Consider the following 26026-nt stretch of genomic DNA (forward strand, 5'->3'; position numbering starts at 1 on the left):
GCAACAGACCGGCCAGTACGCCGCTCCACCTCCCCCGGGCGTACTCCTAGGCCTGCCCCGCCTCCTTCATCTGCCGCAGTTCCTTCTTCATCTCCGACACCTCGTCGCGCAGCCGCGCGGCGATCTCGAACTGGAGGTCGGCGGCGGCCGCGCGCATGCGCTCGGTCATCTCCTCGATCTGCTCGGCCAGTTCGGCCGCGGGGCGGTCGGTGGGGACCGTCTGCCCCTTCTTGCCCTTGGCCTTGGCGGAGGTGGCCGCACCGCCGGCCCTGCCCGCCTCGCCGCCGAGCGCGGGCACCGGGGCCTTGGCGCCCTTGCCTGCCTTCGGCTTGCGGTAGTCGGAGCCGAGGAGCTGTTCGGTGTCGACCTCTTCGCGCGCGATCGCCGACACGATGTCGTTGATCTTCTTGCGCAGCGGCTGCGGGTCGATCCCCCTCTCCTTGTTGTACGCGATCTGCTTCTCCCGGCGGCGGTTGGTCTCGTCGATGGCCTTCTCCATCGCCGGGGTGATCTTGTCGGCGTACATGTGGACCTGGCCCGAGACATTGCGCGCGGCGCGGCCGATGGTCTGGATCAGGGAGGTCCCGGACCGCAGGAAGCCCTCCTTGTCGGCGTCCAGGATGGCCACCAGGGAGACCTCGGGCAGGTCGAGGCCCTCCCTGAGGAGGTTGATGCCGACCAGGACGTCGTACTCCCCGGCGCGCAGCTCGCGCAGGAGCTCGACGCGGCGCAGGGTGTCGACGTCGCTGTGCAGATAGCGGACCTGGATGCCGAGCTCCAGGAAGTAGTCGGTGAGGTCCTCGGCCATCTTCTTGGTGAGGGTGGTGACCAGGACGCGCTCGTCCTTCTCGGTGCGCGTGCGGATCTCGTGCACCAGGTCGTCGATCTGGCCCTCGGTGGGCTTGACGACGACCTCGGGGTCGACGAGGCCGGTGGGGCGGATGATCTGCTCGACGAAGCCGTCGCCGCGCGAGAGCTCGTACTTCCCCGGGGTCGCGGAGAGGTAGACCGTCTGTCCGATGCGGCCGAGGAACTCCTCCCACTTCAGGGGGCGGTTGTCCAGGGCGGAGGGCAGCCGGAAGCCGTGGTCGACGAGGGTGCGCTTGCGGGAGGCGTCGCCCTCGTACATCGCGCCGATCTGCGGGACCGTGACGTGCGACTCGTCCAGGACGAGGAGGAAGTCCTCGGGGAAGTAGTCGAGAAGGGTGTTGGGGGCGGTGCCGGGCGCGCGGTCGTCGAAGTGCATCGAGTAGTTCTCGACGCCGGAGCAGGAGCCGATCTGGCGGAGCATCTCCAGGTCGTACGTGGTGCGCATGCGCAGGCGCTGGGCCTCCAGCATCTTGCCCTGCTTCTCCAGCTCGGCGAGGCGGTCGGTGAGCTCCTTCTCGATGCCGTTGACCGCCTTCTCCAGGCGCTCCGGTCCCGCCACGTAGTGCGAGGCCGGGAAGACATACAGGTGGTCGTCGTCGCTGATGACCTCGCCGGTGAGCGGGTGGAGGGTGGAGAGCGCCTCGATCTCGTCACCGAACATCTCGATGCGGACGGCCAGCTCCTCGTAGACCGGGAAGATCTCGATGGTGTCGCCGCGGACGCGGAAGGTGCCGCGGGTGAACGCCAGGTCGTTGCGCGTGTACTGGATGTCCACGAAGCGGCGCAGCAGCTGGTCGCGGTCGATCTCGTCGCCGACCTTGAGCGGGACCATCCGGTCTACGTACTCCTGGGGGGTGCCGAGGCCGTAGATGCAGGAGACGGAGGCGACCACGACGACGTCGCGGCGGGTCAGCAGCGAGTTCGTCGCGGAGTGGCGCAGGCGCTCCACCTCTTCGTTGATCGAGGAGTCCTTCTCGATGTAGGTGTCCGACTGCGGGACATACGCCTCGGGCTGGTAGTAGTCGTAGTACGAGACGAAGTACTCGACGGCGTTGTTCGGCAGGAGCTCGCGGAACTCGTTCGCCAGCTGGGCGGCCAGTGTCTTGTTCGGCGCCATCACGAGGGTGGGGCGCTGAAGCTTCTCGATCATCCACGCGGTGGTGGCGGACTTGCCGGTGCCGGTCGCGCCGAGGAGGACGACATCCTTCTCACCTGCGCGGATGCGCCGCTCCAGCTCGGCGATGGCTGCCGGCTGGTCGCCGCTGGGCTGGTACGGACTGACGACCTCGAAAGGCGCCACCGTGCGTTCGATCTTGGATACGGGCCGCATGGAATCCACCGTACGACCCCGCACTGACAACCGGGCGGGATCGGGGGCTCGGCGGCGCTCGCTCACCTGCTCTGCGAGGTGCGCGAGCCGGGCCGCTGACGGGGCCCGCGGCGGGGGCCGGGAGCGTGGCGGTCGCCCGGGCGCGGGAGGGGGTGGGGCGGGTGGGCGCGCCGTCCGGGGTGCGCGCCGTTCCTGGTGTCCGGATGCCGGCCGCCCGTCAGCATCAGCGGGTCGAACATCACGATGACGCCCGCGAGGAGCAGGAAGGCGAGCGGGCCGATCATCATCGGCGCGAGGATCTCGGCGGACGAGGCACCGGGTGGCTCCGTGTCAGGGCCGTGCAGATGGACGCTGAGGGCCGCCATCCCGGTGTAGTGCATGCCGCTGACGGCCAGCCCCATGACAAGGCTGGCACCGAGGCTCCACAGGAAGCCCCTGACCTGCGCGGCCGCCCACAGGGCGGCGGTGGCGGCCACCATGGCGATCACCACGGAGGCGGCGACGGTGAGCGTGTTGTACTCCAGCGTCCCGCGAAGACGCATACCGGCCATTCCGAGGTAGTGCATCGAGGCTATGCCGAGGCCCGTGATGGTCCCGCCGGTGAACAGGGCGGTGCCGGTCGCGCCGCGGTATCCGACGATGAAGATGCCGATGCCGACCATGACGATGGCGACGGCGAGACTCGCGAAGGTCAGCGCCTTGTCGTAGTGGATCGGTGTCTCCGCGACGGTGAAGCCCATCATCGCCACGAAGTGCATGGTCCAGATGCCGGAGCCGATCGCGGCCGAGCCGAGCGCGAGCCAGCCGGGCCGCCAAGAGTGGGCGACGAGCAGCGATCTGGTCGTGCAGCGCAGCCCGAGCGCTCCTCCGAGGCAGGCCATGACGTAGGCCACCACCGGTGTGACGACTCCGTAGCTGAACCCGTCGACCGTGCCCTGCATGCGCGGTAGCCCTTCCGCCTATTGTGCCCAAATGCCCCGAAACGCCCCATACACCCCCTACCGTCGGTCATCTGAAAGACCGTCGGTTGAGGCAGAGAGTAAAGCTCACCCCAGGACGTCCGAATGATTTTCCGGCAAAGAATCGCGTTACCCGCGCGCGGGGTCCTCGACCGTGGTGACTTCGTTCAACCTGTGGCCATCCTGCACCTGTTTCTCGTTGGCCGTGGACTGTCACTCTCGACCGGTCCGTGACCTCAACGACGCGAGGAGTACCCGTGTACGCACGCGCTGCCGCTGCCGCCACCGCCGCCCTCATGGGCGCCGGTGCACTCGTCCTCCCCACCGCCACCGCCGCCGCGCGGACACCGGCCGCGCCGGCCACCGGCGACCACGACAGACCGCTGGTCGTCGCCCACCGCGGCGCCTCCGCCTACGCCCCGGAGAACACCCTGGCGGCCATCGACAAGGCCCGCGACATGGGGTTCCGCTGGGTCGAGAACGACGTCCAGCGCACCAAGGACGGCGAGCTGGTGATCATGCACGACGACAACCTGAAGCGGACGACGAACGTGGAGGAGGTCTTCCCCGGCCGCGCCCCGTGGAAGGTCGCGGACTTCACGGCGGCCGAGATCGCGAAGCTCGACGCGGGCAGCTGGTTCAGCCCGAAGTACGCGGGAGAGCGGGTGCCGACCCTCGCGCAGTACATGCGCCGGGTCTCGCGCAACCACCAGAAGCTCGTCTTCGAATTCAAGAAGCCCGAGCTCTACCCGGGCATCGAGAAGCAGGGCCTGCGGGTGCTCCGCGAGACGGGCTGGCTCGACAAGCACCACGTCAAGAGCAAGCTGGTCATCCAGAGCTTCAGCGCCGACAGCGTGAAGACCGTGCACAAGCTGCGGCCCGACGTGAAGACGGGCTTCCTCGGCACCCCCTCGGTCACCGAACTGCCCGCGTACGCGAAGTTCTCCGACCAGATCAACTCGCCGCACACGTCCATCTCGGTCGGTTACGTCGCCGCGATCCACGCGTTCAAGGGGCCGCACGGCAAGCCCCTGGAGATCTTCACGTGGACCGTGAACGACGCGGCGAACGCGCGGCGCGCCGCGGGCTTCGGCGTGGACGGGATCATCACCAACACGCCCGACGTGGTACGCAAGGCCCTGCGGGACAACTGACGCGGCGCGTTGTCAGTGGCCGGTCGTACGGTGGTCGGCATGAACGCCAACGCTCAGGAGCGGCGCCGGGCCGTGTGGGCCGTCGTCGGCAGCGACATCGGCCCCCTGCTCCTCGCCGCGACCGGCACCGGTCTCGTCACCGTGGTCTTCCACGCCACGGACGACGTGCGCGACAAGGCCGTGGACCGGCTCGGCTCCCGCCTGGGCGTCGAGCCGGTGTGCGCGCCGGAGTCACCGCTGCTCGTCGAGCCGATACGGCAGCTCGCGGCCTACTTCGCGGGCGAGCGGCGCGATTTTGAGCTGCCGCTTGACTGGTCGCTGATCTCCGGCTTCAACCGCCAGGTGCTGCGCGAGCTCGCCTCCGGGGTGCCGTTCGGCACGGTGGTGGGCTATGGCGACCTGGCCCGCCGGGTCGGGCAGCCGCGCGCCGCGCAGGCCGTCGGCATCGCCATGGGCTCCAATCCGCTGCCGGTCGTGGTGCCGTGCCACCGCGTGGTGGAGAGCGACGGTGGCATCGGCGGCTTCGGCGGCGGCCTGGAGACCAAGCGGCAGCTGCTCGCCCTGGAGGGGGTGCTCCCCCAGCCGCTGTTCTGAGCCGCCGCCGCTCGGCGCGGGCGCCCTGTTTCCCCGTCAACTCTGTTTCGCGTCCCCCCAGCCCCTGGCACACTGCGTCAGTGACCAAGACCCTCGACGCTCCTGACATACCGGCGCCGGAGGCGCTGCCCGCCCTGCGCCGCCGCACGACCGCGGTGCTGATCGCCAGTCAGATCCTCGGCGGGCTCGGGATCCCGGTCGGCATCGCGCTGGCCCCGGTGCTCGCCACCGAGGTGAGCGGGACGGAGGCGGTGTCGGGTCTGGCGCCCACCGCTTCCGTGGCCGGTACGGCGCTGCTCTCGCTGCCGCTCGCCGCGCTGATGACGTCCCGTGGGCGGCGGGCGGGTCTCGTCCTCGCGTATGCGATCGGCGCGCTCGGGGCGGGGCTCGTGGTGCTGGCCTCCGTCATCGGAAGCTTTCCGCTGCTGCTGCTCGGCATGGCGGCCTTCGGCGGGGGGTCGCTGGCCACGCTGCAGGCACGTTTCGCCGCGGCCGACCTCGCCGAGCCCGAGCGGCGGGGCCGCGCCATCTCCCTCGTCATCTGGGCCACCACCATCGGCTCGGTCCTCGGGCCGAACATCGCCGCGCCCACGAGCCGGCTCTTCGCCGGCACCGCCATCCCCGAGACAGCGGGACCGTTTCTCTTCGCGGCCGGGATCTTCGCGGTCGCCGCGCTCGTGGTGGCGCTGCTGCTGCGCCCCGACCCGCTGCTCACCGCCCGCGCGCTGGCCCCCCAGGAGGACGACACCGCGCAGAGCCGCTCGCTGAGGGCCGGGATCGCCGCCGTGGCCGCCTCCCCGATGGCCCGCCTTGCGCTGGTGACGGTCGCCGTCTCGCACACGGTGATGGTCTCGATCATGGTGATGACCCCGGTCGACCTGGGGCACCACGGCGCGAGCCTGCAACTGGTCGGGCTCGTCATCAGCGGTCACATCGCGGGCATGTACGCGTTTTCGCCGGTGATGGGCTGGCTGGCCGACCGGTTCGGCCGCCTGTCCGTGATCGGCCTGACCGTGGGGCTGCTGAGCTGCGCCGCGCTGCTCGCCGGAACGGCGGGGCCGAGCCACGGCCAGACCGCCGCCGGTCTCTTCGTGCTCGGCCTCGGCTGGTCGGCGGGCCTGGTCTCCGGCTCGGCGCTGCTCACCGACTCGGTGGCGCAGCCGGCCAGGGCCGCCGTGCAAGGCCTCTCGGACCTCACGATGAACGCCGCGGCGGGCATCGGCGGCGCGGTCGCCGGCCTGATCGTGGCCCGGGCGAGCTACGGCTGGCTCAACCTCGTCGGGGCCTGCGTCCTGCTGCCGATGGCCGCGCTCGCCGTTCGCCGGGCGGTGGCTGCCAAGAAGGCGTGATCCCGCGCGGCGGGGGGCGGGGTCAGGGCAGCGTGATGTGGTACGCCTTGCGCAGCGTCTCGTGCACCGTCCACGTCGTACGGTCGCCCTCGCGCAGCACGGCGGCGTCGCCGGGGCCGAGCTCCAGGGTGTCGCCGCCCTCCACCTGGACGGTGGCCCGGCCGCTGACGACCACGAAGAGTTCGTTGGCCTCGGTGTCGGTGACCACGCCCGGCGTGATCTGCCAGATGCCGCGCAGTTGTTTGCCGTCGGCGGACTCCCACAGGACCTTGCCGGTCACCACCGGGGTGCCGGAGACGATTTGCTCGGGGGTGAGTGGCTCGGCCTCCAGTTCGACATCCGGGATGTGCACGGCGAAGGAGGGGGCGGCGGTGGCGGCTTGATCGTTCGTGGTCATGGGCGGTCACCCTAGCCGGGGGGCGTCGCGCAGTTCCCCGCGCCCCTATTGGGGGGTGCCGATCGGGTTTTTGGCTGCGGGTTCGTGGGGGTTGAGCGCGCAGTTCCCCGCGCCCCTTCCGGGGTGGGGCGCGGGGTGAGGGTGTCAGGGTTTTCTGCCCCAGGCTGAGATCAAGGGTGGGGTGGCCAGGTCCAGGGGGGCCGCGGTGATGTTGGAGAGGTGGTGGTCCAGGTCGTCCGCGGTGGCCAGGCCCGCTGTGATCAGGGCCGGGCGGAGTTGTTGGAGCGTCGCGGTCTCCAGGGCCGCGCAGGCCGGTGACGCCAGCGGGAAGTACGCGTCGGCCTCCACCTGACGCAGGCCCGCCTCGCGCAGCAGCCGGGGCAGCCGACGGCCGTACGTGAGGTCGGCGCCGCGCTCCGCGAGCAGCGCGCGCACGGCCTGACGCAGCCGGTTCGCCAGCTCCTGCGCGGCGCCGTGGTCGTCGGGGCAGGCCAGCGGCTGGAGCGCGGGGTCGGCCTCCTCGATCAGCAGCCTGCCGCCCGGCCGCAGCGCCCTGAGCATCGACTTCAGGGCCCGCTCCTGGTCCGCCACCTCGCCGAGGACGAGCCGCGCGTGCACGAGATCGAAGGCCTCGGCGGGCGGCGGATCGGCGGCGACGTCGTGCGTGCGCACTTCCAGGGGCGAGCGCGCGGTCCTGATCTGCCAGGACGTGTCGATGTCCGTCGCCAGGACCCTGCCGGTGGGGCCGACCCGCTTGGCCAGCCAGGAGATCACGGACGTGCCGCCCGCCCCGACCTCCCAGCAGCGCCAGCCGGGGCCGAGGCCGAGGCGTTCGATGTGTCCGAAGGTGGTGGTGTCGAAGAGGGCGGCGTAAGCGGCGAAGCGCTGCTTCGCCTCGGCCTGCCGGGCGTCGGAGAGCTGTCGGGGGTCGGGGAGTCGCCGGGGGTCGAGGAGGTGACCGTCGATACGCGTCATGCCGCGATCATCCCATTTGTCAGGCTTGCACCCCGGAAGCAGAACCGGCCATTCCGGGACCATTCTGGAGCGGAATAATCCGTTCCCCCAGGGGTCAGCGGAGTGGGCGGCCGTCCTGGCAGACTGGCACGTCACGTCGTCAGCGCGAGGAGCCCCACATGTCGATGGCAGGCAACCTGCGGAAAGTCGGGAGCCTGGGCAGGGTCGGAAGCCTGCGGAAGGTCGGCGGCCTGCGCAGAGTGGCCCGCCTGGGCCGCCGCGGCGCGCGCGTCGACCTGAGCCACCCGGCCCGCTCCCCGCTGGGCTCGTCGGTGGTGAACTGCGTGACGTACCGCGAAGGCGTCCGCCAGCCCGTCGGCCGTGACCTCGTCGAGTCGGTGGAGCGCATCCGCAAGACGGACGACGGCTTCGTCTGGCTGGGTCTGCACGAGCCGACGGAGCGGGAGTTCGCCGGCATCGCCGACCTCTTCGACCTGCACCCGCTCGCCGTGGAGGACGCGGTGCACGCGCACCAGCGTCCGAAGGTGGAGCGGTACGACCACACGCTCTTCGCCGTCTTCAAGACGGTCTGCTATGTGGAGCACACCGAACTGACCGCCACCAGCGAGGTGGTGGACACCGGCGAGATCATGGTCTTCGTGGGCCGCGACTTCGTCATCACGGTCCGGCACGGCCGGCACGGCTCGCTCGGCCCACTGCGCGAGGAGCTGGAGGGCGCGCCCGAGCAGCTCGCCCAGGGCCCGGCCGCGGTGCTGCACGCGATCGCGGACCATGTCGTGGACGACTACCTCGCGGCGACGGACGCGGTGCAGTCCGACATAGACCAGGTCGAGACGGCCGTCTTCGCCCCGGACGGCGAGCGGCTCGACCCCGGCCGCATCTACCAGCTCAAGCGCGAACTGCTGGAGCTCAAGCGCGCGGTGGTGCCGCTGGGCCGCCCGCTCCAGGTGCTGGCAACCCAGCCGATGCGCGTCATCGCCCCGGAGATACAGGCGTACTTCCGGGACGTCGACGACCACTTGAAGCGGGCCACCGAGCAGATCGCCGCCTTCGACGAGTTGCTGAACTCCATCCTCCAGGCGCACCTCGCCCAGGTGACCGTCGCGCAGAACGAGGACATGCGGAAGATCACCGCTTGGGCCGCTGTCATCGCCGTGCCGACGATGGTCTGCGGCATGTACGGCATGAACTTCGACCACATGCCCGAACTGCACTGGAAGTACGGCTATCCCGTGGTGATGGGCCTGGTGGTGACGGCCTGTTTCACGCTGTACCGCGGCTTCCGGCGCAGCGGCTGGCTGTAGGCGGCCCGGGGTGCGCTTCGCTCGCGCGGGCGCGGCTAGTTCTTGGCGTACACACTCTCGACCCAGCCCGCGAGCTGGTCGTCGGTGAGGTGCGTGGCCAGGTCGGCCTCGCTGATCATGCCGACGAGCCGCTTGTTCTCGATCACCGGCAGGCGGCGGATCTGGTGGCCCTGCATCTCCCGCAGGACCTCGTCGACGTCGGCGTTCGAATCGATCCACCGGGGCGTGCCCTTGGCCAGGTCGCCCGCGGTGACCCGGGACGGATCGTGGCCCATGGCCACACAGCCGACGACGATGTCGCGGTCGGTGAGAATGCCGCAGAGCCGTTCGTTCTCGTCGCCGATGGGCAGGGCGCCCACGTCGAGTTCGCGCATCAGCTGGGCGGCGCGGTCCAGCGTCTCGTGCTTGGGGATCCACTGGGCCCCCTGATGCATGATGTCTCCGGCGGTGGTCATCGGTACCTCCCGTGGCCGGGCAGTGTCCGGAGCGGCGCGAGCGCGCCGTTGGTCCCGGCGCCCCTCATTCTCGTGGCGCCCCCGGCGCCCCGCATCCGGAAGCGGGCGGCCGCCTCAGGGGGCGAACGTGATGATCTTGCGCGGGGTCACGCGGACGATGACCCGGGTCTCCTCGTCCTTCTCCGCCGACGGGTCGATGCCCAGGTACTTGTGCGAGAGCTCGTGCGGGAGCCGCTTGCCCTCGTCCGGCAGGATCTCGGCGACGCCGCGGATCTCGGCCGAGGAGTACGGGTTCGCGAGGTCGTAGACCGAGACGCTCACGCGGGGGTCGCGTTCGAGGTTGCGCACCTTCTGGCGTCCCGCGGTGGCGGAGAAGAGGACGGTGTCGCCCTCCCGTTTGATCCACACCACCGAGTTCTGCGGCGCGCCGGTGGGGCCGAGGGTGGCGACACTGGCGAAGTTCTTGCCGTCGAGGAGGGCGCGGACGGAATCGGCGATGACAAGGGGGGCCGTGCTCGGGTTCGAGGTCATGACCTCACCCTATCTACATGCACGTGCATATAGATAGGGGTTTCAGGAGGCCTACAGACAGGGGTTTCAGGAGTCCGGGGCGTCTCCACCGCTCCACGCCGGATGCCGGGGGTCGTCCGCCCGCACCACCACGTCGGCCACGGCCGCCGGGTCCGTCTCCGTCTCGTACCGCTCGAAGGCCGGGAGCGTCCAGCGCTCGTCCTCCGGTGTGCGCCGTCGCAGGGCGCCCGGCGAGAGGCGTACGTGCACCGTCAGGTCGAACGGGAACCAGTGGCCGAGCAGCAGCGGGCCGTGCAGCAAGAGCACGCTGCCGGGCGGGAGTTGGACATAGGGACTGCGGGTCGCGCGGTCGGCGGCCGGGTCCCAGAGGTCGGGCAGGACACGGCCCGTGCCGCCCGGGTCCAGCGGTCCGAGGACCTCGCGCCACAGCGCTCCGGTGTCGAACCACCCGCTGTAGTACGCCTCCACGTCCTGGCGCCCGTACTCCAGCCGCAGCGACGCCGGCCGCAGGAACCCCTCGGTGGCGACCACGAGCGAGGACCGCCCGCGCAGGCGCAGCGCGTCGCTCACGCGCCGCGCCAGTTCGCCGGTGCCGCCCGCCGGCGCACCGTCCACGGCGACGCGCGGCCAGGGGCTCTTGTCCGCTGTCCTCAGGTCGAGCAGGCGGTCGGCGAGGGTGTCGGCCAGGCGTTCCCAGGTGATCGGTTCGAGTCGCACGGGCCCATGATGCCGCCGTGCTCCGAGCGCCGGGCCCGGGGTGGCGGGTCGGCGGAGGATTCGGGGAATGAGACGGGCATGGCGAGCCCTCCCCCCGGCCTTGTGGTCTTTCAGCCCTTGAAACGGCGGCGCTGCGCCGAGTGCCGTCTCGGCCCCCTGCCCCTGCTCGTCCTCGAACACGGTGAGCCGCGCTGCCTGGACTGCGCCGACCTCGGGCACCTCGTGTACCTGCCGCGCGGCGACACCGCGCTCACGCGCCGGGCGCGTGAGGCCAGTGGGCTCTGCGCGGTCGTCGTCCGCTTCCACCGGCGCCGCGCCCGGTACGAACGGCAGGGCGTGCTGGTCGAGGAGGCGGCCCTCGCCCGCGCTGAGGAGCGGTGCCTCGCCGACGCGCAGGCGCGGGCGCGGCGCAGGGAACGGGACGCGGCGCGGCGGGCCGCTGAGGACGTGCGGTTCACCGCGGCCTTCGCCGCCGAGATCCGGCGGCTCTTTCCCGGCTGCCCGGCCGAGCGCGCCCTCGCCATCGCCGCGCACGCCTCGGTCCGGGGCAGCGGGCGGGTGGGGCGCAGCGCGGCGGGGCGGGCGCTCTCGGAGGCGGCGGTGAGGGCAGCGGTCATCGCCGCGGTGCGGCACACCGATACGCCGTACGACCGGCTGCTGATGAGCGGGGTGGCGCGAGGCGAGGCGCGGCGCCGGATCGCCTCCCTGACGGAGACGACGCTGCGGAAGTGGCGCGACACACCGGACCGCCCGCCCGGCCGACCGCCGCCTCCCCCGATCCCGGCCCCGACCCCGACCCCGGCCCCGGCCCCGACCGCGCACCACCACCCGAGCCCCTGAGACGTCCACGCATGCGCCCGCGAGCCGTACGTATGGCCGTCGGCCGCCCGCGGCAATTGACTTGTGGGGAAACGGCCCGCCGTGCAGGATCACTCGCGGCCCGCCCATCCGACGTAACGGCCCTAATCACCGCGGGAGTTGCCATGATCGACGGACCGTACTTCGTTCTCACCGTGCTGGGGGCGCTCGCCTGCGGTCTCGCCGCCGGGGCCTTCGCCGCGTTCTCGACCTTCGTGATGAAGGGCCTGGCCGCGCTGCCGCCCGCCCAGGGCATCGCCGCGATGAACTCGATGAACGTCGCCGCGGTCAACCCGGCGTTCATGGCCGTCTTCCTCGGGGCGACGGGGCTGTGCGCGGTGCTCGCCGTCGTGACGTTCGTGCTCTGGCCGGACGAGGGCACCTTCGAGCTGCTGTTCGGCTGTGCGCTGTATCTCGTCGGTTCGTTCGGCGTGACGGTCGCAGCGAACATCCCGCGCAACGACGCCCTCGCGAAGGTCGACCCGGACAGCGCGGAGGGCGCGGCGTACTGGCGTGCCTACGTCCGTGAGTGGACCGCGTGGAACCACGTCCGCGGCGCGGCCTCGCTCGCCGCGGCGGCGTGCTTCGTCCTCGCCCTGACCTGACCTGCTATGACCTGACCTGACGAGACAAGACCAGGGTGGACACGGGCGGTCAGCGCTCAGCGCTTGCGCCCCACCGCCCCGTACCCGGGCGTGGGCCCCTCCCCCGTTTTCGGCGTCCCCTCGCCCGGTTCCGGCTTCCAGCGGTCGATGATCGCCACTCCGGGGTCCACCATCTCGTACCCCTCGAAGAAGCGCTCCACCTCCGCGCGGGTGCGCAGCGCCAGCGTCATGCCGCGTGACTTGTAGAGCTCCGCCGCCTGCCGCGCCGTGTCCGGGGTGAACTCGCCCGTGCCGTGCGACAGCATCAGGTGGCTGCCCGACGGGAGGGCACTCATCAGGCGGTCCACCAGTTCGTACGCGCCGTCCTCGTCCGCGATGAAGTGCAGCAGCGCGACGAGCGACAGGGCGACCGGCCGGTCGAAGTCGAGGACCCGCCCGGCCTCTTCGAGGATTTTCTCCGGTTCGCGGAAGTCCGCCTGGATGTACTCGGTGGCGCCCTGCGGCGCCGAGCGGAGCAGCGCCTCGGCGTGGGCGAGGACGATCGGGTCGTTGTCGCAGTAGACGACGCGGGTCTCCGGGGCGATGGCCTGGGCGACCTGATGGAGGTTCGGTTCGGTCGGTATGCCCGTGCCGATGTCCAGGAACTGCCGGATGCCCTGGACCGTGAGCCAGCGCGTGGCGCGGTGCATGAACGCGCGGTTGGCCCGCGCCATCGTCAGAACTTGCCCGTCCATGGCGACGAGCCGACGGCCCATCTCCTCGTCCACCGGGTAGTTGTCCTTGCCGCCCAGGAACCAGTCGTACATTCGAGCGGGGTGCGGCTTGCTGGTGTCGATGTACGACGGGTCGGTCACGGCAGCTCCACGGGTAGGTTGCGGTCGGGGAGGAGGGACGCGGTGGTCACGACAGCAGGAAGTCCGCCTCGCCGGCCTTCGCCCCCTGGATGAAGGCGTTGATCTCCCCGTGCGTGTAGATGAGCGCGGGGCCGTCGGGGTCGGCCGACTGGCGCACCGCGACCCTGCCGTCGTCGAGTTTCATGGCCTCCAGGCAGTTGCCGCCGTTGCCGCCGCTCCACGGTTTGTGCCAGCCGTCGTTGCCGAGGTCACGGGCGGGCATGCCGTTGTAGATGCGGGACTCGGCACGCGAGTCGTCGCGGGCCCCGGGCGAACGCGGACCGGCGGGGCGCGTTCCGGCTCGATGTCGGTCCATGTCACAGCTCCTTGCGGACGTCCCGGAGGATGTCCTTCGTGCGTTGTGCGGTGGCGGCCTGCGCCGCCATGCGGTCCATGACCTCCAGGTGGGTGGCCACCTCTTTGCGCGCGTCCAGGTAGACGGCGCCGGTCAGGTACTCGCTGTAGACCATGTCGGGCAGCTCCGCCATGGCGAAGCGGAAGAGCACGAACGGTCCGTACGTTCCGGGGTGCGGGCCCGCCGCGAACGGCGCGACCTGGAGCGTGACATGGGGCATCTCGGTGGCCTCGAGCAGCCGGTCGAGCTGCGCGCGCATCACCTCGGGGCCGCCGACGGGCCTGCGCAGCGCGGTCTCGTCCATCACCACCCACAGCCGGGGCGCGTCCTCGCGGGTGAGCAGCGCCTGACGCTCCATGCGCAGCGCCACGTACCGCTCGATGTCCGCGGGCCGGGTCTGGCCGATGGCGCCGGAGAGCATCACGCCGCGCGCGTACTCCTCGGTCTGGAGCAGGCCGGGCACGAAGTGCGGCTCGTAGGAGCGGATGAGGCTGGCCGCGCCCTCCAGGCTGACGTACATGCTGAACCAGCCCGGCAGGATGTCGTGGAACCGCTGCCACCAGCCCGGTTTGTTCGCCTCTTCGGCGAGGGTCACGAACGCGTCGGCCTCGTCGTCGGCGACGCCGTAGGCCTTCAGGAGCAGTTGGAGGTACGGGATCTTCAGCGCGACCTCGGCCGTCTCCATGCGGCGGACGGTGGCCGGGGCGACGCGCAGGATCTTCGCCGCCTCCTCGCGCCTCAGGCCGGCGCTCTCCCGCAGATCCTGTAGGCGACGACCGAGAACGACCTGGCCGACGGTCGGCGCGGACCGCGGTTCGCTCACGTCTCCTACCTCCACCTGACTGCGCGTTGCCACAACCCACACCGCACCGTGAGCCGTTGCGAGCAGTGTGCCATGCGTCGTCTCGGAGGGACACGCCACTGTGCACATTTCAGAGTGGCTCTTGCCAAGGTGTTCTGGGCGGGGCGATAGTGGAGAGCGTGACTCCGCCCGCGCCGTTAGGAACCGAAGCCGCCGAAGGCCGTCTTGGTGATCTCGCCGAGGCACGTCCTGTGAGCGTTGCCGAGGTCTGCGTCAGTTTCGCGCTCGCCCCGCAACCGAACTCCGTCGCGCAGGCCAGACGCCTGCTGCGCGCGCAGCTCGGCGTCTGGGCCGTGCGTGACGAGGACGCCTGCGACGCGGCGGCACTCGTCCTCTCCGAACTGGTCACCAATGCCGTGGTGCACACCACGAGCCGGTGGATCGTCTGCGAGTTCTGCGCGGATTCGGGGAAGCTGCGGATATCCGTGCGTGACGAAGGGTGCGGGCCAGGTGTGCCGCGCCCCGTGCACAGGGGGGCAGATGAGGAGCACGGGAGGGGATTGCTTCTCGTCGACGCGGTGAGCAGCGCGTGGGGCGTCCACGAAGCGGGGCCCGGAAACGGGCGCACGGTGTGGGCGGAGTTGCGACGGACGGCGGCACAGGTGTCGCCGTTCGCATAGACCGATCGCGGGGCCGGCGTGGACCAGCGCGGCGGTGACGCGGATTCCGAGAACCCGCGGCCGGCGTGGACCAGCACGGCGGTGTCGCGGGTGCGAGAACGGGTGAGTCGAGCGTGGCAGTGATGCGGGCGGGGGGCATGTGAGCGCGGGTACGGTGCGGTCGTTGGATCTGAACACATTGGTCCGGCTCTCCCGGCGGCGACAGCTCGCCGGGGCTCCGCCACCACCCTTGCGGCTCGACCTGCCCGAGGGCATGACCGAGCCGCTCGGCTGCGACGCGGTGGCGGTACCGGCGGCGCTCGGGCCCCGCCTGATGTCCCGGCTGCCCCGCGTGGGGTGCGTGTACGAGGACGGACCGCGCTGGTGGTGGATCGTGCCCGCGGACTCCGATGTCGCCATGGAATGGCCGGCGGCGGCCGCCTACTCGGCGGGCGCGGTCGTGCGGGACGGCGGCCGACGCCGCCCGGTACTGATCAACCGCCCCGACGGCGACGTCCCTTACACTCCGCCGATCCCGCTCTACCTGGCGCTGTGCGGGGTGACGGGGACGACGCCGGGGTGGTCGCGGGCCTGTCGCGCTTAGCGCATAGGGGGCTTGGGGCTCCTGGCGCTCAGGGTGGCCCGGGCGGTTCAAGCGGCCGCGGGGACCTCCTCGGAGTCGGTGACGCGCACGATCACCAGGAAGGCGTCGGAGGCGAGGTCCATCACGACCTCCGCGGGCCGGCCTTCCGCACGGCGGGCCCGTGCGAACTCCTCCGCGGGCCATGACCCGCGGGGTCCGCCCGCGGGGAAACGCTCCAGCACCAGTCGTCCGTTCATCGTGTTCCTGCCCCCGTGTGGTTCGGTGCGCTGTTCGAGACTCTGTACCGGTGAGAACGCTCGTAGCGCCCTCCAGGGCTCGCGACGTGACCGAACTGACACAGAGTTGCGGCATTTCCCAGGGTCATTCCGGGGCTCCGGGGATCGGAGGGCTCCGGAACTCCGGGGGCTCCGGAACTCCGGGGCCTCAGTCCTCGTACTCGTCGTGGTAGCGCACCCGCGCGCTGCCCGCCGGGGCGCCGAGCGCCGATGCCCGCCCCCTCGGCTCCTCCCACTCCTCCTGCCGGCCGAGCGCGGTGAGGTCCAGGAGGCTGGTGGTGGAGCCGAGGCCGTCCAGGCCGCGGGCGAATGTCGCGTAGGTGTGGAAGACGCGGTCGCCGTCCCGCAGGAAGCAGTTGATCGCGGGGATGTCGCACGGCTCCTCGGTGGAGGAGGCGCCGAAGTCGTGGTTGAAGTCGCCGCCGTGCGTCGAGTACCAGGGCACGGTCCACCCCATGCGGGCCTTGAAAGTGAGGAGCGCGGTGTAGGGCGCGCGGGAGACGGCGACGAAGTTCGTGCCGCGGGCCCGCAGATGTGCGAGGTGCCCGATCTGGTCGAGGAAGGCGGAGCAGCTGCGGCAGCCCGCCTCCCACTCGGGGGCGTACATGAAGTGGTAGACGATCAGCTGGTCCCGGCCGTCGAAGAGGTCGAGCAGCGTCGCCTTCCCGTCGGAGCCGTCGAAGTAGTACTCCTTGTCGACCTCCACCATCGGCAGTCGGCGCCGCGCGGCGTTGAGCGCGTCGCGCGCGCGGGTGGCGGCCTTCTCCTTGGCCAGCAACTCCTCACGCGCTACCAGCCACTCCTCGCGCGTGACGATGTCCGGAAGTCCCATGGTGTGTCTCCTCCACCCTTCGGGCGCGTACCTCGGCGAAGGGTGGACCGGCGGGGTGTGCGGAACTCATCGCTCCCGGGCGAGAAAAGCCGAAAAGGGAATCTGAGGTGAGGGGTGCGAGGTGAGAAGTGCGAGGTGCGAGACGCGAGGTGAGAGTGAGAGGTGAGAGGTCGCAGGGGCGGCGCGGTCAGCCCTCGTACTCCTGGACGCGTCTGCCGTGGCTCCGGTCGACGAGTTCGGGCAGCAGTTCGCCCAACTCCCGGACCGTCTCCCGTACATCCAGGGTCAGCAGTTCACGGTCGCGCATGAGGACCCGGCCGTCCACGATCGTGGTGCGCACGTCCGCGGAGCGGGCGCTGTGCACCAGGGTGGCAGCCAGGTCGTGCACGGGCTGGGTGTGCGGTCCGCTCAGGTCCACGAGGATGATGTCGGCGCGCCGCCCCTCGGCGAGGCTGCCGACCTCCCGCCCGAGGCCGACGGCTCGCGCGGACTGCGACGTGGCGTGGTCAAGGGCCTGGCGGGCGGTGAGCCAGGTGGGGTCGTTCTCCGCGTGCTTCTGGACGAGCGCGGTGAGCGTCATGGACTCCCACACGTCGAGGGTGTTGTTGGACGCGGCGCCGTCCGTGGCCAGGCCGACCGGGACGCCGGCTTCGCGCAGCGTCCGCACGGGTGTGGTGTCCCAGCCGAACTTCAGATAGCCGCGGGGCGCCGAGGCGACGGCGACGCGACCACCGGAACGGCGCAGCGCGGGGAGGTCGCGGGCGGGGTCGAGGCCGGTGGCGTGGGCGATGAGGAGGTCCACGTCCAGGAGCCCGGCGCGCTCCAGGACCTCGATGGGCGTACGGCCGTGCCGGGCCAGGCTGTTCTCGGTCTGCTCGCGGTTCTCTGCGGCGTGGATGTGGACGAGCAGCCCGTGTTCGCGGGCGAGTCCGGCGGTCGCGGCGAGGTCGGTGTCATCGACGGTGTACGGGGCGTGCGGGGCGAGGCAGGTGGTGACGCGCCCGTCGGCGGCACCGCGCCGCCGCAGCGCGAAGTCGAGGGACGCGGCCCGCCCGTCCGGTCCCTGCGAGCTGAAGTAGGCCTGGCCGAGGACGGCACGCAGGCCGCTCTCCTCGGCGACGTCGGCCACCGTGTCCATGGCGAAGTAGTGGTCGGCGAAGGTGGTGACGCCGCCGCGGATCATCTCGGCGCAGGCGAGGCGCGCGCCGAGCCCGACCGTGCGCTCGGTCAGGTTGGCCTCGATGGGCCAGATCCAGTCGTTGAACCACGCGTGGGCGGGCAGGTCCTCTGCGAGGCCGCGCAGGGCGACCATCGGCGTGTGCGTGTGGCAGTTGATGAGGCCGGGGAGGGCGACGGTGCCGCGGGCGTCGATGTGCTCGGCGGCCACGAGTGCCTCCGGGGTGGTGGTCGTGCCGGCGGGATCGGCTGCTGTGACCGAGGCGATGACTCCGTCACGTACGACGATCACCGCGTCGTCCACGAAGACGATCTCGCCGTCCGGGCCGTGGGTCAGGGCGGTGCAGCGGGTGATGAGGAGGTCGGCGGGGGGTGTGGGGGATGGGGGCGTTGGGGATGGGGGCGGCGTCATTTCTTCACGGTAGTGGCGTCCAGGGCGGCGGGGGGGGGCGGCGTGAGGGTGGGCTGTGACTGTGGGGGGGGGCGGGGCGGCTGGGGCGGTCGGTGTGGCATCCGGTACCGCCGGTACCGCCGGTGCCCGCCCATGCCACCGTGACACCATGCCGCACTGTGGGCACGTACGTACGAGACTCAACCGAGGGGGCGCCGTGACGGAGACAGCGACGGCGACGGCGACGGCGACGCGGGACGAACCCGGTGGCTGGGCCGATCTGCCCGGTGACACGGCCCTCAGCATCCGCGTCCCCGAGGCGGACGATCTGGTGAGCGCGGGCTTCCCGGCCCACGTCACGGTGCTCTACCCGTTCCTCAACGAGTCCCGCCTCTGCGCGTCGGCCCACGCCGACCTGGCGGAGGTGTTCGCGGCCCACGCGCCCTTCACCCTCACCTTCACCGGGTTCCGCCGTTACCCGGGAGTCCTCTACCTCCCGCCGGAACCCGAAGCCCCCGTACGCGCCCTCACCGAGTCCCTCACCGGCCGCTGGCCCGAAGCGGTCCCGTACCGCGGCATCTTCACTCCTCCCCTCGCGCCCCACCTGACCCTCGCGAACCACGAGGGCCCGGACACGTACGAAGCCGCCTACGACGCCCTGGAGAACCGGCTCGCCCCGCACCTGCCCCTCGTCAGCCAGGTGAACGAGGTCAATCTGATCGTGACGGACGGCGCGGGCGGCTGGCGGGACCTCAGGACGTACCGCCTGGGAGAGGGCGTGGCCGGGCCCGCGCTCTGTGACGCGCGTACGAAGCGGATGTGAAACCGCCGGGCAGGAGTCAGGACTTCCCCCGAGAAGTAGGGCGGGCGGGGTGGGCATGTCCGCTACGGTTTGCCGCCGACATGGGTTCACGGCTCCCGCACTCCCGTACCCGGCGGGGGTGGGCTCGCGGACCCTCCTCACCCGAAAGGAGCCGCCCCGTGGCTCTCACCCTCTCTCGCCTCACCCGTACCCGACTCGCCGTGACCGGGGCCGCGACCGCGGTCCTCGCGGTCGCGGCCCCGGCGGCGTACGCCTCGCTGGACGACGCCCCGCGGTCCTCGTCCTCCACCGCTGCCACCTCAACGGCCGCCCCGTCGACGCCCGTCCGGGGCGAGCCCTACACGGAGACCCGGCTCTTCTTCGGCACGGAGCGTCCCGACGGTGGCCCCGCCGTCACCGACAAGCAGTTCATGGCCTTCATCGACAAGGAGGTCACGCCGGGCTTCCCCGACGGGCTGACCATCCAGGACGGGCGCGGGCAGTGGCGCGACGCCAACGGCACGATCGAGCGCGAGCGTTCGTACGAACTGATCCTGCTGTATCCGGCGGGCGAGGCCCGCAAGCGGGATGTGTTGATCGAGGAGATCCGCAGCGATTACGAGAAGGCGTTCGCGCAGGAGTCGGTGGCGCGGCTGGACGAGCGGACGAGGGTCGATTTCTGACCGGCGGCGCGCGGAGGGAGGCGGCCGGGCGATCTCTGTGGGCCCGGCTCGCAGAGCCTCGCGGCCATCACGCGGAGCCCCGGCCGTTATGCGGGCCCTCGTCCGACACGCGGTGCCCCGGCCGTTATGCGGGTCCCCGGCCGCCGGTCACGCAAGGCCTCCCTGCCCGGCCGCCACAGGGCACCTGCGGCCGTCACGACGCGCACAGCCGCAAGGTGCACCTCAACCGCCGTCAACGCCCTGCGGCGGCACGGCGCGCACCAGCCGCACGGTGCGCCTCAACCACAACAGCGCCCGCGGCCACGCCCGTGGCCGCCATGGTGCGCACCAGCCGTCACAGACGCACCCACCGCCGCCACGGTGCGCGCCCCCGCTGCCACATCCCGGCCGTCACGCCTCCGCCGTCACGCCCGTCACAATGAGCTGCTCCGCCTCGTCAAGCGCCCTCACTAGGCGCTCACGGTCCACGGGCCCGGTCGCCGCCAGGGAGGCCAGAATCGCGTCGATGCCCCGCAGACCCGCCCGCTCCAGGAGCCGCTTCTCGTTGGTGACCCATTCGCCGCGCGCGGCGAGCACCGCGTGCGCGCCCTCCATCGCAGCCGTGGCGAGGGCGCCCGCGACCTCGGTGTGCTGGGCGCGCGGGGCGTTGTTGTCGCGGGCGTAGCCGAGGGTCATGCGGGCCCGGCCGAGCCAGACGCCGGGAGCCGTGCCGCGCAGGGCCTCGGGGTAGGCGGGGCGCGGCAGTTCGCCCCTCAGCACTTGGTTGACGGCGAGTTCGGCGACGACCAGGTAGCTGGGGATCCCGGCGAGGTGGAACATCAGCGGCTCCCAGCGGAACCGCCCCTCCTCGGCCTCCTCGACCTCGCGCTCGACCACGTCGAGATCGCGGTAGTGCACATCGACGCGGCGCCCGTCGACGGTGAGCCACGCCCCGCCGTTGAAGACCCCGCCGCCCCACTCGCCGATCCCCGAGACCTCCCCTTCCCAGCCGATCGCACGCAGCGCGGCGGGGTCGAAGGAGGGCCCGCGGTAATACACGGCGGTGTCCCAGTCACTGTCGGCGGCGTGCGTGCCCTGCGCGCGGGAGCCGCCGAGGGTGACGGCCTCGACACCGGGGAGGGCGGCGAGCCGGTCGGCGACATGGTCGAGGAAGGCTTCGTCGCTCATGGAACGCGTGGAACGCGTCGTCATGGAACCACCCCGGCGTCCACGGTCGTCACGGTCGCCGTCCGTCGCCGGTGTTCAGCTGCCCGACGCTCCCCGCCTGGATCACCGTGCCGTGAATCACGCCACCGCTGATGTGGTTGTACGTGTCGCCGCTCTGAGGCGCGCCCGCATCGGCGTCCGGCGCCAACTCGTCCAGCAGTGACCGCAGTTCGGCAGCGGCGGCGGGATCGGCGGCGAGCCTGCGGCGCAGCCGGGAACGCCACTCCGTCCGCACGTCGGCCGTGGTCTCGCTGTCCCCGGCGTCATGCGCGGCGACGACCTCGGCGCGCGCCTCCTCCAGCTCCCCGACGAGAACGTCCTCGTCACCCCCGCTGTCCCGCGAGAAGAACCGGGCGACGCGATCCCGGGCCTGCGCCCATCCCTCGGTGACCATCTGCTGCACGAGCGCCGTCGCCCCGGCCGCCGCCAATGCCGTCAACTCAGCGTCCACGGGCCCCCCTTCTCCGCCTCCGACCCCTTCACGGTAACGCGCGGCACCGACAACGCGCTGCCGCCCCGCCACCACTCCCGGCACGCCGCCCTCCCATGGCTCCTTGGACGGAGGCCTCCTCATCCCCCCAGCACCCCCGCCACCGCCCCCACCACATCCATGTCCGCCTCCCCCTCCGGCCACCAGTCATCCGCGCCCGGCTCGCTTCGGTATGGGTACCAGCGGTTGTCGTGGCCGAAGCGGAGTTGGAGGGAGCCGTCCGCGGTCGTGAGGGCGTTGCGGTGGATCGTCATGCGGGGGAGGTCCGCCGCCGCCAGGGCGCCGCGGGCGCGGTCGAAGGGGCCCGCCGGGGGGTCCCAGGGGGATTCCAGGACCGCTAGGCCCTCCTCGCCGCCCTGGCGCCAGGCCGCCGCCGCTCGGGAGAGGTCCGCGGGGGTGCGGCCCACGGAGCGGGCCAGTTCGGCGAACTGGCGGCTGAAGGTGCGGCGGCCCGTGAGGCCGGGGTGCGAGGCCGCCAGGCGGACCGCGTCGTGCCAGGGGGACGTGGCCGTGAAGGGGTCGGCGCCCGTGGTCAGGAACGCGTGGGCCCTGGCCGCCGCGTCGGTGATCAGGAATTCCAGGGACGTCGCGTCCGGGGCGCCGGGCAGCGACGGCAGCACCGGCGGCTCGCCCGGGTGGGCCGGGGGCGCCATCGGGGGCGGGAGCGCTGGGCGGTACTCCGAGGTCAGCGCGTCCCGCGCCGGGGTGCCGGGCAGTGCCGGTTCGGCGGACGTGGTGGGCGGTGGCGGCGTGGTCTGCTGTTCCGCCGCCGACTTGTGCGCGTTGCGGCGGGACAGCTCGTCCAGGAGGTCCTGTTCCTCGCCTCCGCGCAGCAGCAGCAGGACGAAGGGGTCGGCGTCCAGGAGGCGGGCCGTCTGGTAGGCAAGCGCTGCCGCGTGTTTGCAGGGGTGGCCCCGGTCGGGGCAGGTGCAGGAGGGGGACAGCTCGCGGGCGCCCGGCAGCAGTTGGACGTCGGCCCGGTCCGCAGCCGCAGCCAGCGCGTGCGGCATGTCCTTGTCGAGCAGCGCCGCGATGTGCGCGGGGTCCGCGGCCACCGCGTCCAGGAAGCGGTCCCAGTGTTCGGGGAGCATCGTCCGCAGGCGGATCTCCGCGCGGTAGGGGCGGGGACGACTCCCGTGGACGTACGCGACGATGCGGCCCGGCGCGACGGTGATCGTGTCGACCGCCCCTTCGCGGGCGTACGTGCGGCCGCGCGCCAGGCGGGCCTGGTCGAGGGCGCTCTCCTCCAGCGCGTCGATCCACGCGTTGCCCCACCAGGACGCGGCGAAGGGTTCCGTGGGGTCCGGGTGCGCCGGCAGAGCGGGGAAGACACGGCCACTGCCCATACGGCTCGTCTCGCTCATGCCGCTGGCCCAGCCGAGGCCACCGCCCCGCGAAGGCCCCCGCCCACCCCGTGACGAGTCCCGCTCACCCCGTGACGAGTCCCGCTCACCCCGTGACGGATCCCGCCCGGCACGCGACGGCTCCCGCCCGGCACGCGTCGGCCTCGTGTCGCCGTCGTCCGCCGGCCCCCGACTGCCGTCGGCGCCAACCGCCCCGCTCACGTCGTCCTCCTCAGCGCCACCAGGTCCGCCAGCTCCGCGTCCGACAGCTCGGTGAGCGCGGATTCGCCGCCCTCGCCGAGCACCGCGTCCGCCAACGCCCGCTTCGCCGCCAGGAGTTCGGCGATGCGGTCCTCGACCGTGCCCTCCGTGACCAGGCGGTGGACCTGGACGGGCTGGGTCTGGCCGATGCGGTACGCGCGGTCGGTGGCCTGCTCCTCGACCGCCGGGTTCCACCAGCGGTCGTAGTGGATCACGTGGCCCGCCCGGGTGAGGTTCAGGCCCGTGCCCGCCGCCTTCAGTGACAGCAGGAACACCGGGACCTCGCCCGACTGGAAGCGGTCCACCATCTCCTCGCGGCGCGCCACCGGCGTCCCTCCGTGCAGGAGCTGCGTGGGGATGCCGCGCCCTGCCAGGTGCGTCTCCAGGAGGCGGGCCATCTCCACGTACTGCGTGAAGATCAGGACGGCGCCCGCGCTCTCCGACTCGGTGAGGATCGTGTCGAGCAGTTCGTCGAGCAGCTCCAGTTTGCCCGAGCGGGCGCGGCCCGACCGCGTGGTGAGCACGCCGTCCTTCAGGTACTGCGCCGGGTGATTGCAGATCTGCTTGAGCGCCATGAGCAGCTTCATCACCAGGCCGCGGCGGGCGATGCCGTCCGACGCCTCGATGCGCGCCAGCGTCTCGCGCACCACCGCCTCGTACAGCGAGGTCTGTTCGCGGGTGAGCGCGACCGGGTGGTCGGTCTCCGTCTTCGGCGGGAGTTCCGGGGCGATGCCGGGGTCGGACTTCTTGCGGCGGAGCAGGAAGGGCCGCACCAGACGGGACAGGCGGGCCAGCGCCTCGTCGTTCTCGCCGGTTCCGCTGGGATCGCCGCCCTCCACCAGACGCGCGTGGCGGGCCCGGAACGCCTTCAGGGGGCCGAGCAGACCGGGCGTCGTCCAGTCGAGGAGGGCCCAGAGCTCGGAGAGGTTGTTCTCCACGGGCGTGCCGGTGAGCGCGACGCGGGCCGGAGAGGGGATCGTGCGCAGCGCCTTCGCCGTCGCCGCGTGCGGGTTCTTGACGTGCTGCGCCTCGTCCGCGACCACAAGGCCCCAGGGCCGGCCGGCCAGTTCGGAGGCGCTCGTACGCATCGTGGCGTACGTCGTGAGGACGAAGCCGCCGGTCAGTCCGGCGAGGCTGCGGCCCGGGCCGTGGAAGCGGCGTACCGGTACGCCCGGCGCGAAGCGTTCGATCTCCCGCTGCCAGTTGCCGAGCAGTGACGCGGGGCAGACCACGAGCGTCGGCGCGGGGTGCGCGCGGTGGAGGTGGAGGGCGATCAGCGTGATCGTCTTGCCGAGGCCCATGTCGTCGGCGAGGCAGCCGCCGAGGCCCAGCGAGGTCATGCGGTCCAGCCAGGCGAGGCCCCTGAGCTGGTAGTCCCGCAGGGTGGCGTGGAGGCCGGGCGGCTGGGCGATCGCGGCGAGGTCGTCCGTGACGCGCTCGCGGAGCTTCGCGAGCGCGCCGACGGGTACGGCGGGCACCTGCTCGCCGTCGACCTCCGCAGTGCCGGTGAGCGCGACGGAGAGGGCGTCCACCGGGTCGAGCAGGCCGAGGTCGCGCTTGCGTGCCTTGCGTACGAGTTCGGGGTCGACCAGCACCCATTGGTCACGGAGGCGGACCACCGGGCGGTGCGCCTCCGCGAGCAGGTCCAGTTCGGCGTCGGTCAGCGGGTCGCCCGGCTGGTCGCCGAAGGCCAGCTGCCAGCGGAATTCGAGCAGTTTCTCGGTCTTGAAGAAGTCGAAGTTGTCGGCGGCGGTGCCGGGCGCGGGGCGGACGACGGCCGTCGCGGTGAGGCCGCGCGTCAGCTCGCGCGGCCAGTGCACGGCCACCCCCGCCGCGGCGAGCCGGCCGGCCGCCGAGCCCAGCAGGTCGTACAGCTCCTCCTCGCTCAGCGGCAGTACGTCGGGGCGCGGCCGCTCCAGGAGCCTGGCGAGCGGCGGCCATACGCGGGCGGCGCGGCGCAGGGCGAGCAGGGTGTCGACCCTGGCGCGCGGGCCGAAGTGGTCAGTGTCCGCCCAGAGTCCGGGGACGTCGGTCACGAGCGACGGGTCGGCGAGGCTGTGGACCTGCACGACGGCGGCCGCGGGGCTGGCCACGGCCGCGCGGGGCACCTGTGCCCGGCCCGCGCCCTGGGACGCCGACGCGGCTCCCGGCTCGTCCCCGGCCTCCTGAGCGGCCCCGGCCCCCGTCTCCTCCGCCCTGTCGAACACCTCGTGCGCCCGCAGGTCGAGCCGCAGGGACACCCGCACCCCGGCGTCCATCCCGGCCGCGACCTCCGCCGCCCACTCCCGCGCGCCCGGCAGCCGCTGGGGCTCGCGCGCCGCGAAGGGGGCGCCGACCGCGTGCGCGGCGGCCGGGGTGCGCGGCAGCGTGTCCACCACGGCGTCCACGAAGGCTCTGACCAGGGCGAACGGTTCGGGCAGCAGCAGTGGCCCGCCCCCCGGCAGCGGTACGGCGTGCGCCTCGGCGGGCAGGGCCGCGGCGATGGCCCTCAGCTGGACGACATCGGCCTCGTCGAGTGGCCCGGCCCGCCACGCGTCCAGGTCCTCCGCGGTGAGGCCGGGCAGCAGCCTGCCCCGCGCGGCCAGGTGCAGCGCGTGCCGGGCGGCGGCGGCCCAGCAGGCGGCGGTGGGATGCGGGTGCGCGGCGCGCAGCAGGAGCGGCACGGCCTCGGGCACCGGCAGGAACAGCGCGGGCACGGTCCGGGAACGGGCGCCCTTGCCGTGCCTGCGGGCGACGACGAGATCGCCGAACTCGTACCTACCGGCGGCGATGAGATCGCCGAACCCGTACCTACCGGCGACCACGGGATCGCCGGACCCATGCCTACCGGCGCCGAAATCGCGGGGCTCTCGCGGCCCCTCGGAGCCTCCAGGGCCTGCGAAACCCACCCCTCCCCCATGCCCTCCTGGGCCCCCGGAATCCGCCGCTCCCCCAAACCGCCCTTCAGGGCCCCCGGAATCCGCCGCTCCCCCAAGCTCCCCAAACCCTCCGAGCCCCTCGGAACCCGCCGCTCCCCCAAACCGCCCTCCGAGCCCTTCGGAACCCCCCAGACCTCCGAGGTCAGCCACCCGCCTGCCCCCACCCGCAGCCCAGCCCCGCCCCTCACCGACCCCCGCCGCCACCCCATCCAGCGGCGCTCCCCCACCCGGCCGCCAC

Annotated in this window: 27 protein-coding genes; 10 read left to right on the forward strand and 17 right to left on the reverse strand. The window is 72.3% G+C overall.

Annotation, left to right across the window (positions count from 1 at the left end):
- Positions 1-46 precede the first annotated feature (46 nt).
- Positions 47-2200 (reverse strand): excinuclease ABC subunit UvrB, encoded by a 2154-nt coding sequence (uvrB, locus tag ACF062_RS00940; RefSeq protein ID WP_392134002.1) that lies wholly within the window; start codon positions 2198-2200, stop codon positions 47-49.
- Between the two features lie 62 nt (positions 2201-2262).
- Positions 2263-3141, reverse strand: coding sequence for an MHYT domain-containing protein (locus ACF062_RS00945; RefSeq protein WP_392134004.1), 879 nt, complete (start codon positions 3139-3141; stop codon positions 2263-2265).
- Positions 3142-3416: 275 nt separating this feature from the next.
- On the opposite strand from ACF062_RS00945, the gene ACF062_RS00950 reads away from it, so the two are divergent.
- The 3 genes from ACF062_RS00950 (at position 3417) to ACF062_RS00960 (ending at position 6256) form a co-directional block, all read left to right on the forward strand.
- Entirely contained in the window at positions 3417-4313 is an 897-nt protein-coding gene (locus ACF062_RS00950) for a glycerophosphodiester phosphodiesterase (RefSeq protein WP_392134007.1), read from the forward strand.
- 39 nt (positions 4314-4352) lie between these two features.
- Positions 4353-4907, forward strand: a complete 555-nt coding sequence (locus ACF062_RS00955; RefSeq protein WP_392134010.1) for a methylated-DNA--[protein]-cysteine S-methyltransferase — start codon at positions 4353-4355, stop codon at positions 4905-4907.
- Between the two features lie 80 nt (positions 4908-4987).
- On the forward strand, positions 4988-6256 hold the full coding sequence (locus ACF062_RS00960; protein ID WP_392134013.1) for an MFS transporter: 1269 nt from the start codon (positions 4988-4990) through the stop codon (positions 6254-6256).
- 22 nt (positions 6257-6278) lie between these two features.
- On the opposite strand, the gene ACF062_RS00965 is transcribed toward ACF062_RS00960, so the two are convergent.
- Positions 6279-6653 (reverse strand): cupin domain-containing protein, encoded by a 375-nt coding sequence (locus ACF062_RS00965; protein WP_392134015.1) that lies wholly within the window; start codon positions 6651-6653, stop codon positions 6279-6281.
- Positions 6654-6797: 144 nt separating this feature from the next.
- Entirely contained in the window at positions 6798-7628 is an 831-nt protein-coding gene (locus ACF062_RS00970; protein WP_392134018.1) for a methyltransferase domain-containing protein, read from the reverse strand.
- Between the two features lie 158 nt (positions 7629-7786).
- Between ACF062_RS00970 and ACF062_RS00975 the strand changes: the two genes are divergently transcribed.
- Positions 7787-8932, forward strand: a complete 1146-nt coding sequence (locus ACF062_RS00975) for a magnesium and cobalt transport protein CorA (protein ID WP_392134020.1) — start codon at positions 7787-7789, stop codon at positions 8930-8932.
- A gap of 35 nt (positions 8933-8967) precedes the next feature.
- Here the strand turns inward: ACF062_RS00975 and ACF062_RS00980 are convergent, their stop codons facing one another.
- The 3 genes from ACF062_RS00980 to ACF062_RS00990 all read right to left on the reverse strand — a co-directional run bounded on the left by ACF062_RS00980 (position 8968) and on the right by ACF062_RS00990 (position 10635).
- On the reverse strand, positions 8968-9387 hold the full coding sequence (locus ACF062_RS00980; RefSeq protein ID WP_223774009.1) for a CBS domain-containing protein: 420 nt from the start codon (positions 9385-9387) through the stop codon (positions 8968-8970).
- Between the two features lie 114 nt (positions 9388-9501).
- Positions 9502-9918 carry a PPOX class F420-dependent oxidoreductase gene (locus tag ACF062_RS00985; RefSeq protein WP_392134023.1) on the reverse strand — a complete coding sequence of 139 codons (417 nt, stop codon included), beginning with the start codon at positions 9916-9918 and terminating at the stop codon, positions 9502-9504.
- A 66-nt stretch (positions 9919-9984) separates the two neighbouring features.
- Positions 9985-10635: a uridine kinase gene (locus tag ACF062_RS00990; RefSeq protein ID WP_392134026.1), complete on the reverse strand. Its 651-nt coding sequence runs from the start codon at positions 10633-10635 to the stop codon at positions 9985-9987.
- Positions 10636-10713: 78 nt separating this feature from the next.
- On the opposite strand from ACF062_RS00990, the gene ACF062_RS00995 reads away from it, so the two are divergent.
- Positions 10714-11475 (forward strand): DUF2293 domain-containing protein, encoded by a 762-nt coding sequence (locus tag ACF062_RS00995; protein WP_392134029.1) that lies wholly within the window; start codon positions 10714-10716, stop codon positions 11473-11475.
- Positions 11476-11618: 143 nt separating this feature from the next.
- Complete coding sequence (locus ACF062_RS01000; protein WP_392134032.1) at positions 11619-12098, forward strand: DUF1772 domain-containing protein; 480 nt, start codon at positions 11619-11621, stop codon at positions 12096-12098.
- 56 nt (positions 12099-12154) lie between these two features.
- Here the strand turns inward: ACF062_RS01000 and ACF062_RS01005 are convergent, their stop codons facing one another.
- From ACF062_RS01005 to ACF062_RS01015, 3 genes are all read right to left on the reverse strand, one after another.
- On the reverse strand, positions 12155-12952 hold the full coding sequence (locus ACF062_RS01005) for an SAM-dependent methyltransferase (protein WP_392134034.1): 798 nt from the start codon (positions 12950-12952) through the stop codon (positions 12155-12157).
- 46 nt (positions 12953-12998) lie between these two features.
- A complete protein-coding gene (locus ACF062_RS01010) occupies positions 12999-13214 on the reverse strand; it encodes a DUF397 domain-containing protein (protein ID WP_223778973.1) in 216 nt (71 codons plus the stop codon).
- A gap of 94 nt (positions 13215-13308) precedes the next feature.
- Entirely contained in the window at positions 13309-14169 is an 861-nt protein-coding gene (locus tag ACF062_RS01015; protein ID WP_223774015.1) for a helix-turn-helix transcriptional regulator, read from the reverse strand.
- Positions 14170-14327: 158 nt separating this feature from the next.
- Between ACF062_RS01015 and ACF062_RS01020 the strand changes: the two genes are divergently transcribed.
- Positions 14328-14828: an ATP-binding protein gene (locus ACF062_RS01020; protein WP_392134037.1), complete on the forward strand. Its 501-nt coding sequence runs from the start codon at positions 14328-14330 to the stop codon at positions 14826-14828.
- A gap of 163 nt (positions 14829-14991) precedes the next feature.
- Complete coding sequence (locus tag ACF062_RS01025; protein ID WP_392134040.1) at positions 14992-15411, forward strand: hypothetical protein; 420 nt, start codon at positions 14992-14994, stop codon at positions 15409-15411.
- 47 nt (positions 15412-15458) lie between these two features.
- Here ACF062_RS01025 and ACF062_RS01030 read toward each other — a convergent pair whose 3' ends face one another.
- The 3 genes from ACF062_RS01030 to ACF062_RS01040 all read right to left on the reverse strand — a co-directional run bounded on the left by ACF062_RS01030 (position 15459) and on the right by ACF062_RS01040 (position 18106).
- Positions 15459-15647, reverse strand: a complete 189-nt coding sequence (locus tag ACF062_RS01030) for a hypothetical protein (RefSeq protein ID WP_392134043.1) — start codon at positions 15645-15647, stop codon at positions 15459-15461.
- A gap of 187 nt (positions 15648-15834) precedes the next feature.
- Positions 15835-16518 carry a DUF899 domain-containing protein gene (locus tag ACF062_RS01035; protein WP_356577493.1) on the reverse strand — a complete coding sequence of 228 codons (684 nt, stop codon included), beginning with the start codon at positions 16516-16518 and terminating at the stop codon, positions 15835-15837.
- Positions 16519-16705: 187 nt separating this feature from the next.
- Entirely contained in the window at positions 16706-18106 is a 1401-nt protein-coding gene (locus ACF062_RS01040) for an amidohydrolase (protein WP_392134046.1), read from the reverse strand.
- A gap of 196 nt (positions 18107-18302) precedes the next feature.
- On the opposite strand from ACF062_RS01040, the gene ACF062_RS01045 reads away from it, so the two are divergent.
- Entirely contained in the window at positions 18303-18908 is a 606-nt protein-coding gene (locus ACF062_RS01045) for a 2'-5' RNA ligase family protein (RefSeq protein WP_392134049.1), read from the forward strand.
- Between the two features lie 158 nt (positions 18909-19066).
- Positions 19067-19570 carry a DUF3574 domain-containing protein gene (locus ACF062_RS01050; protein ID WP_392134052.1) on the forward strand — a complete coding sequence of 168 codons (504 nt, stop codon included), beginning with the start codon at positions 19067-19069 and terminating at the stop codon, positions 19568-19570.
- Positions 19571-19960: 390 nt separating this feature from the next.
- Here the strand turns inward: ACF062_RS01050 and ACF062_RS01055 are convergent, their stop codons facing one another.
- The 4 genes from ACF062_RS01055 to ACF062_RS01070 form a co-directional block, all read right to left on the reverse strand.
- Complete coding sequence (locus ACF062_RS01055) at positions 19961-20737, reverse strand: nucleotidyltransferase domain-containing protein (RefSeq protein WP_392134055.1); 777 nt, start codon at positions 20735-20737, stop codon at positions 19961-19963.
- 49 nt (positions 20738-20786) lie between these two features.
- Entirely contained in the window at positions 20787-21227 is a 441-nt protein-coding gene (locus ACF062_RS01060; RefSeq protein ID WP_392134058.1) for a hypothetical protein, read from the reverse strand.
- Between the two features lie 119 nt (positions 21228-21346).
- A complete protein-coding gene (locus ACF062_RS01065) occupies positions 21347-22630 on the reverse strand; it encodes an SWIM zinc finger family protein (protein WP_392134060.1) in 1284 nt (427 codons plus the stop codon).
- 197 nt (positions 22631-22827) lie between these two features.
- Positions 22828-25674: a DEAD/DEAH box helicase gene (locus ACF062_RS01070; RefSeq protein ID WP_392134063.1), complete on the reverse strand. Its 2847-nt coding sequence runs from the start codon at positions 25672-25674 to the stop codon at positions 22828-22830.
- Between the last annotated feature and the right edge of the window lie 352 nt (positions 25675-26026).

Origin of the sequence: Streptomyces sp. NPDC015345 (genome assembly GCF_043078805.1) — a bacterium.
Taxonomy (GTDB): domain Bacteria; phylum Actinomycetota; class Actinomycetes; order Streptomycetales; family Streptomycetaceae; genus Streptomyces.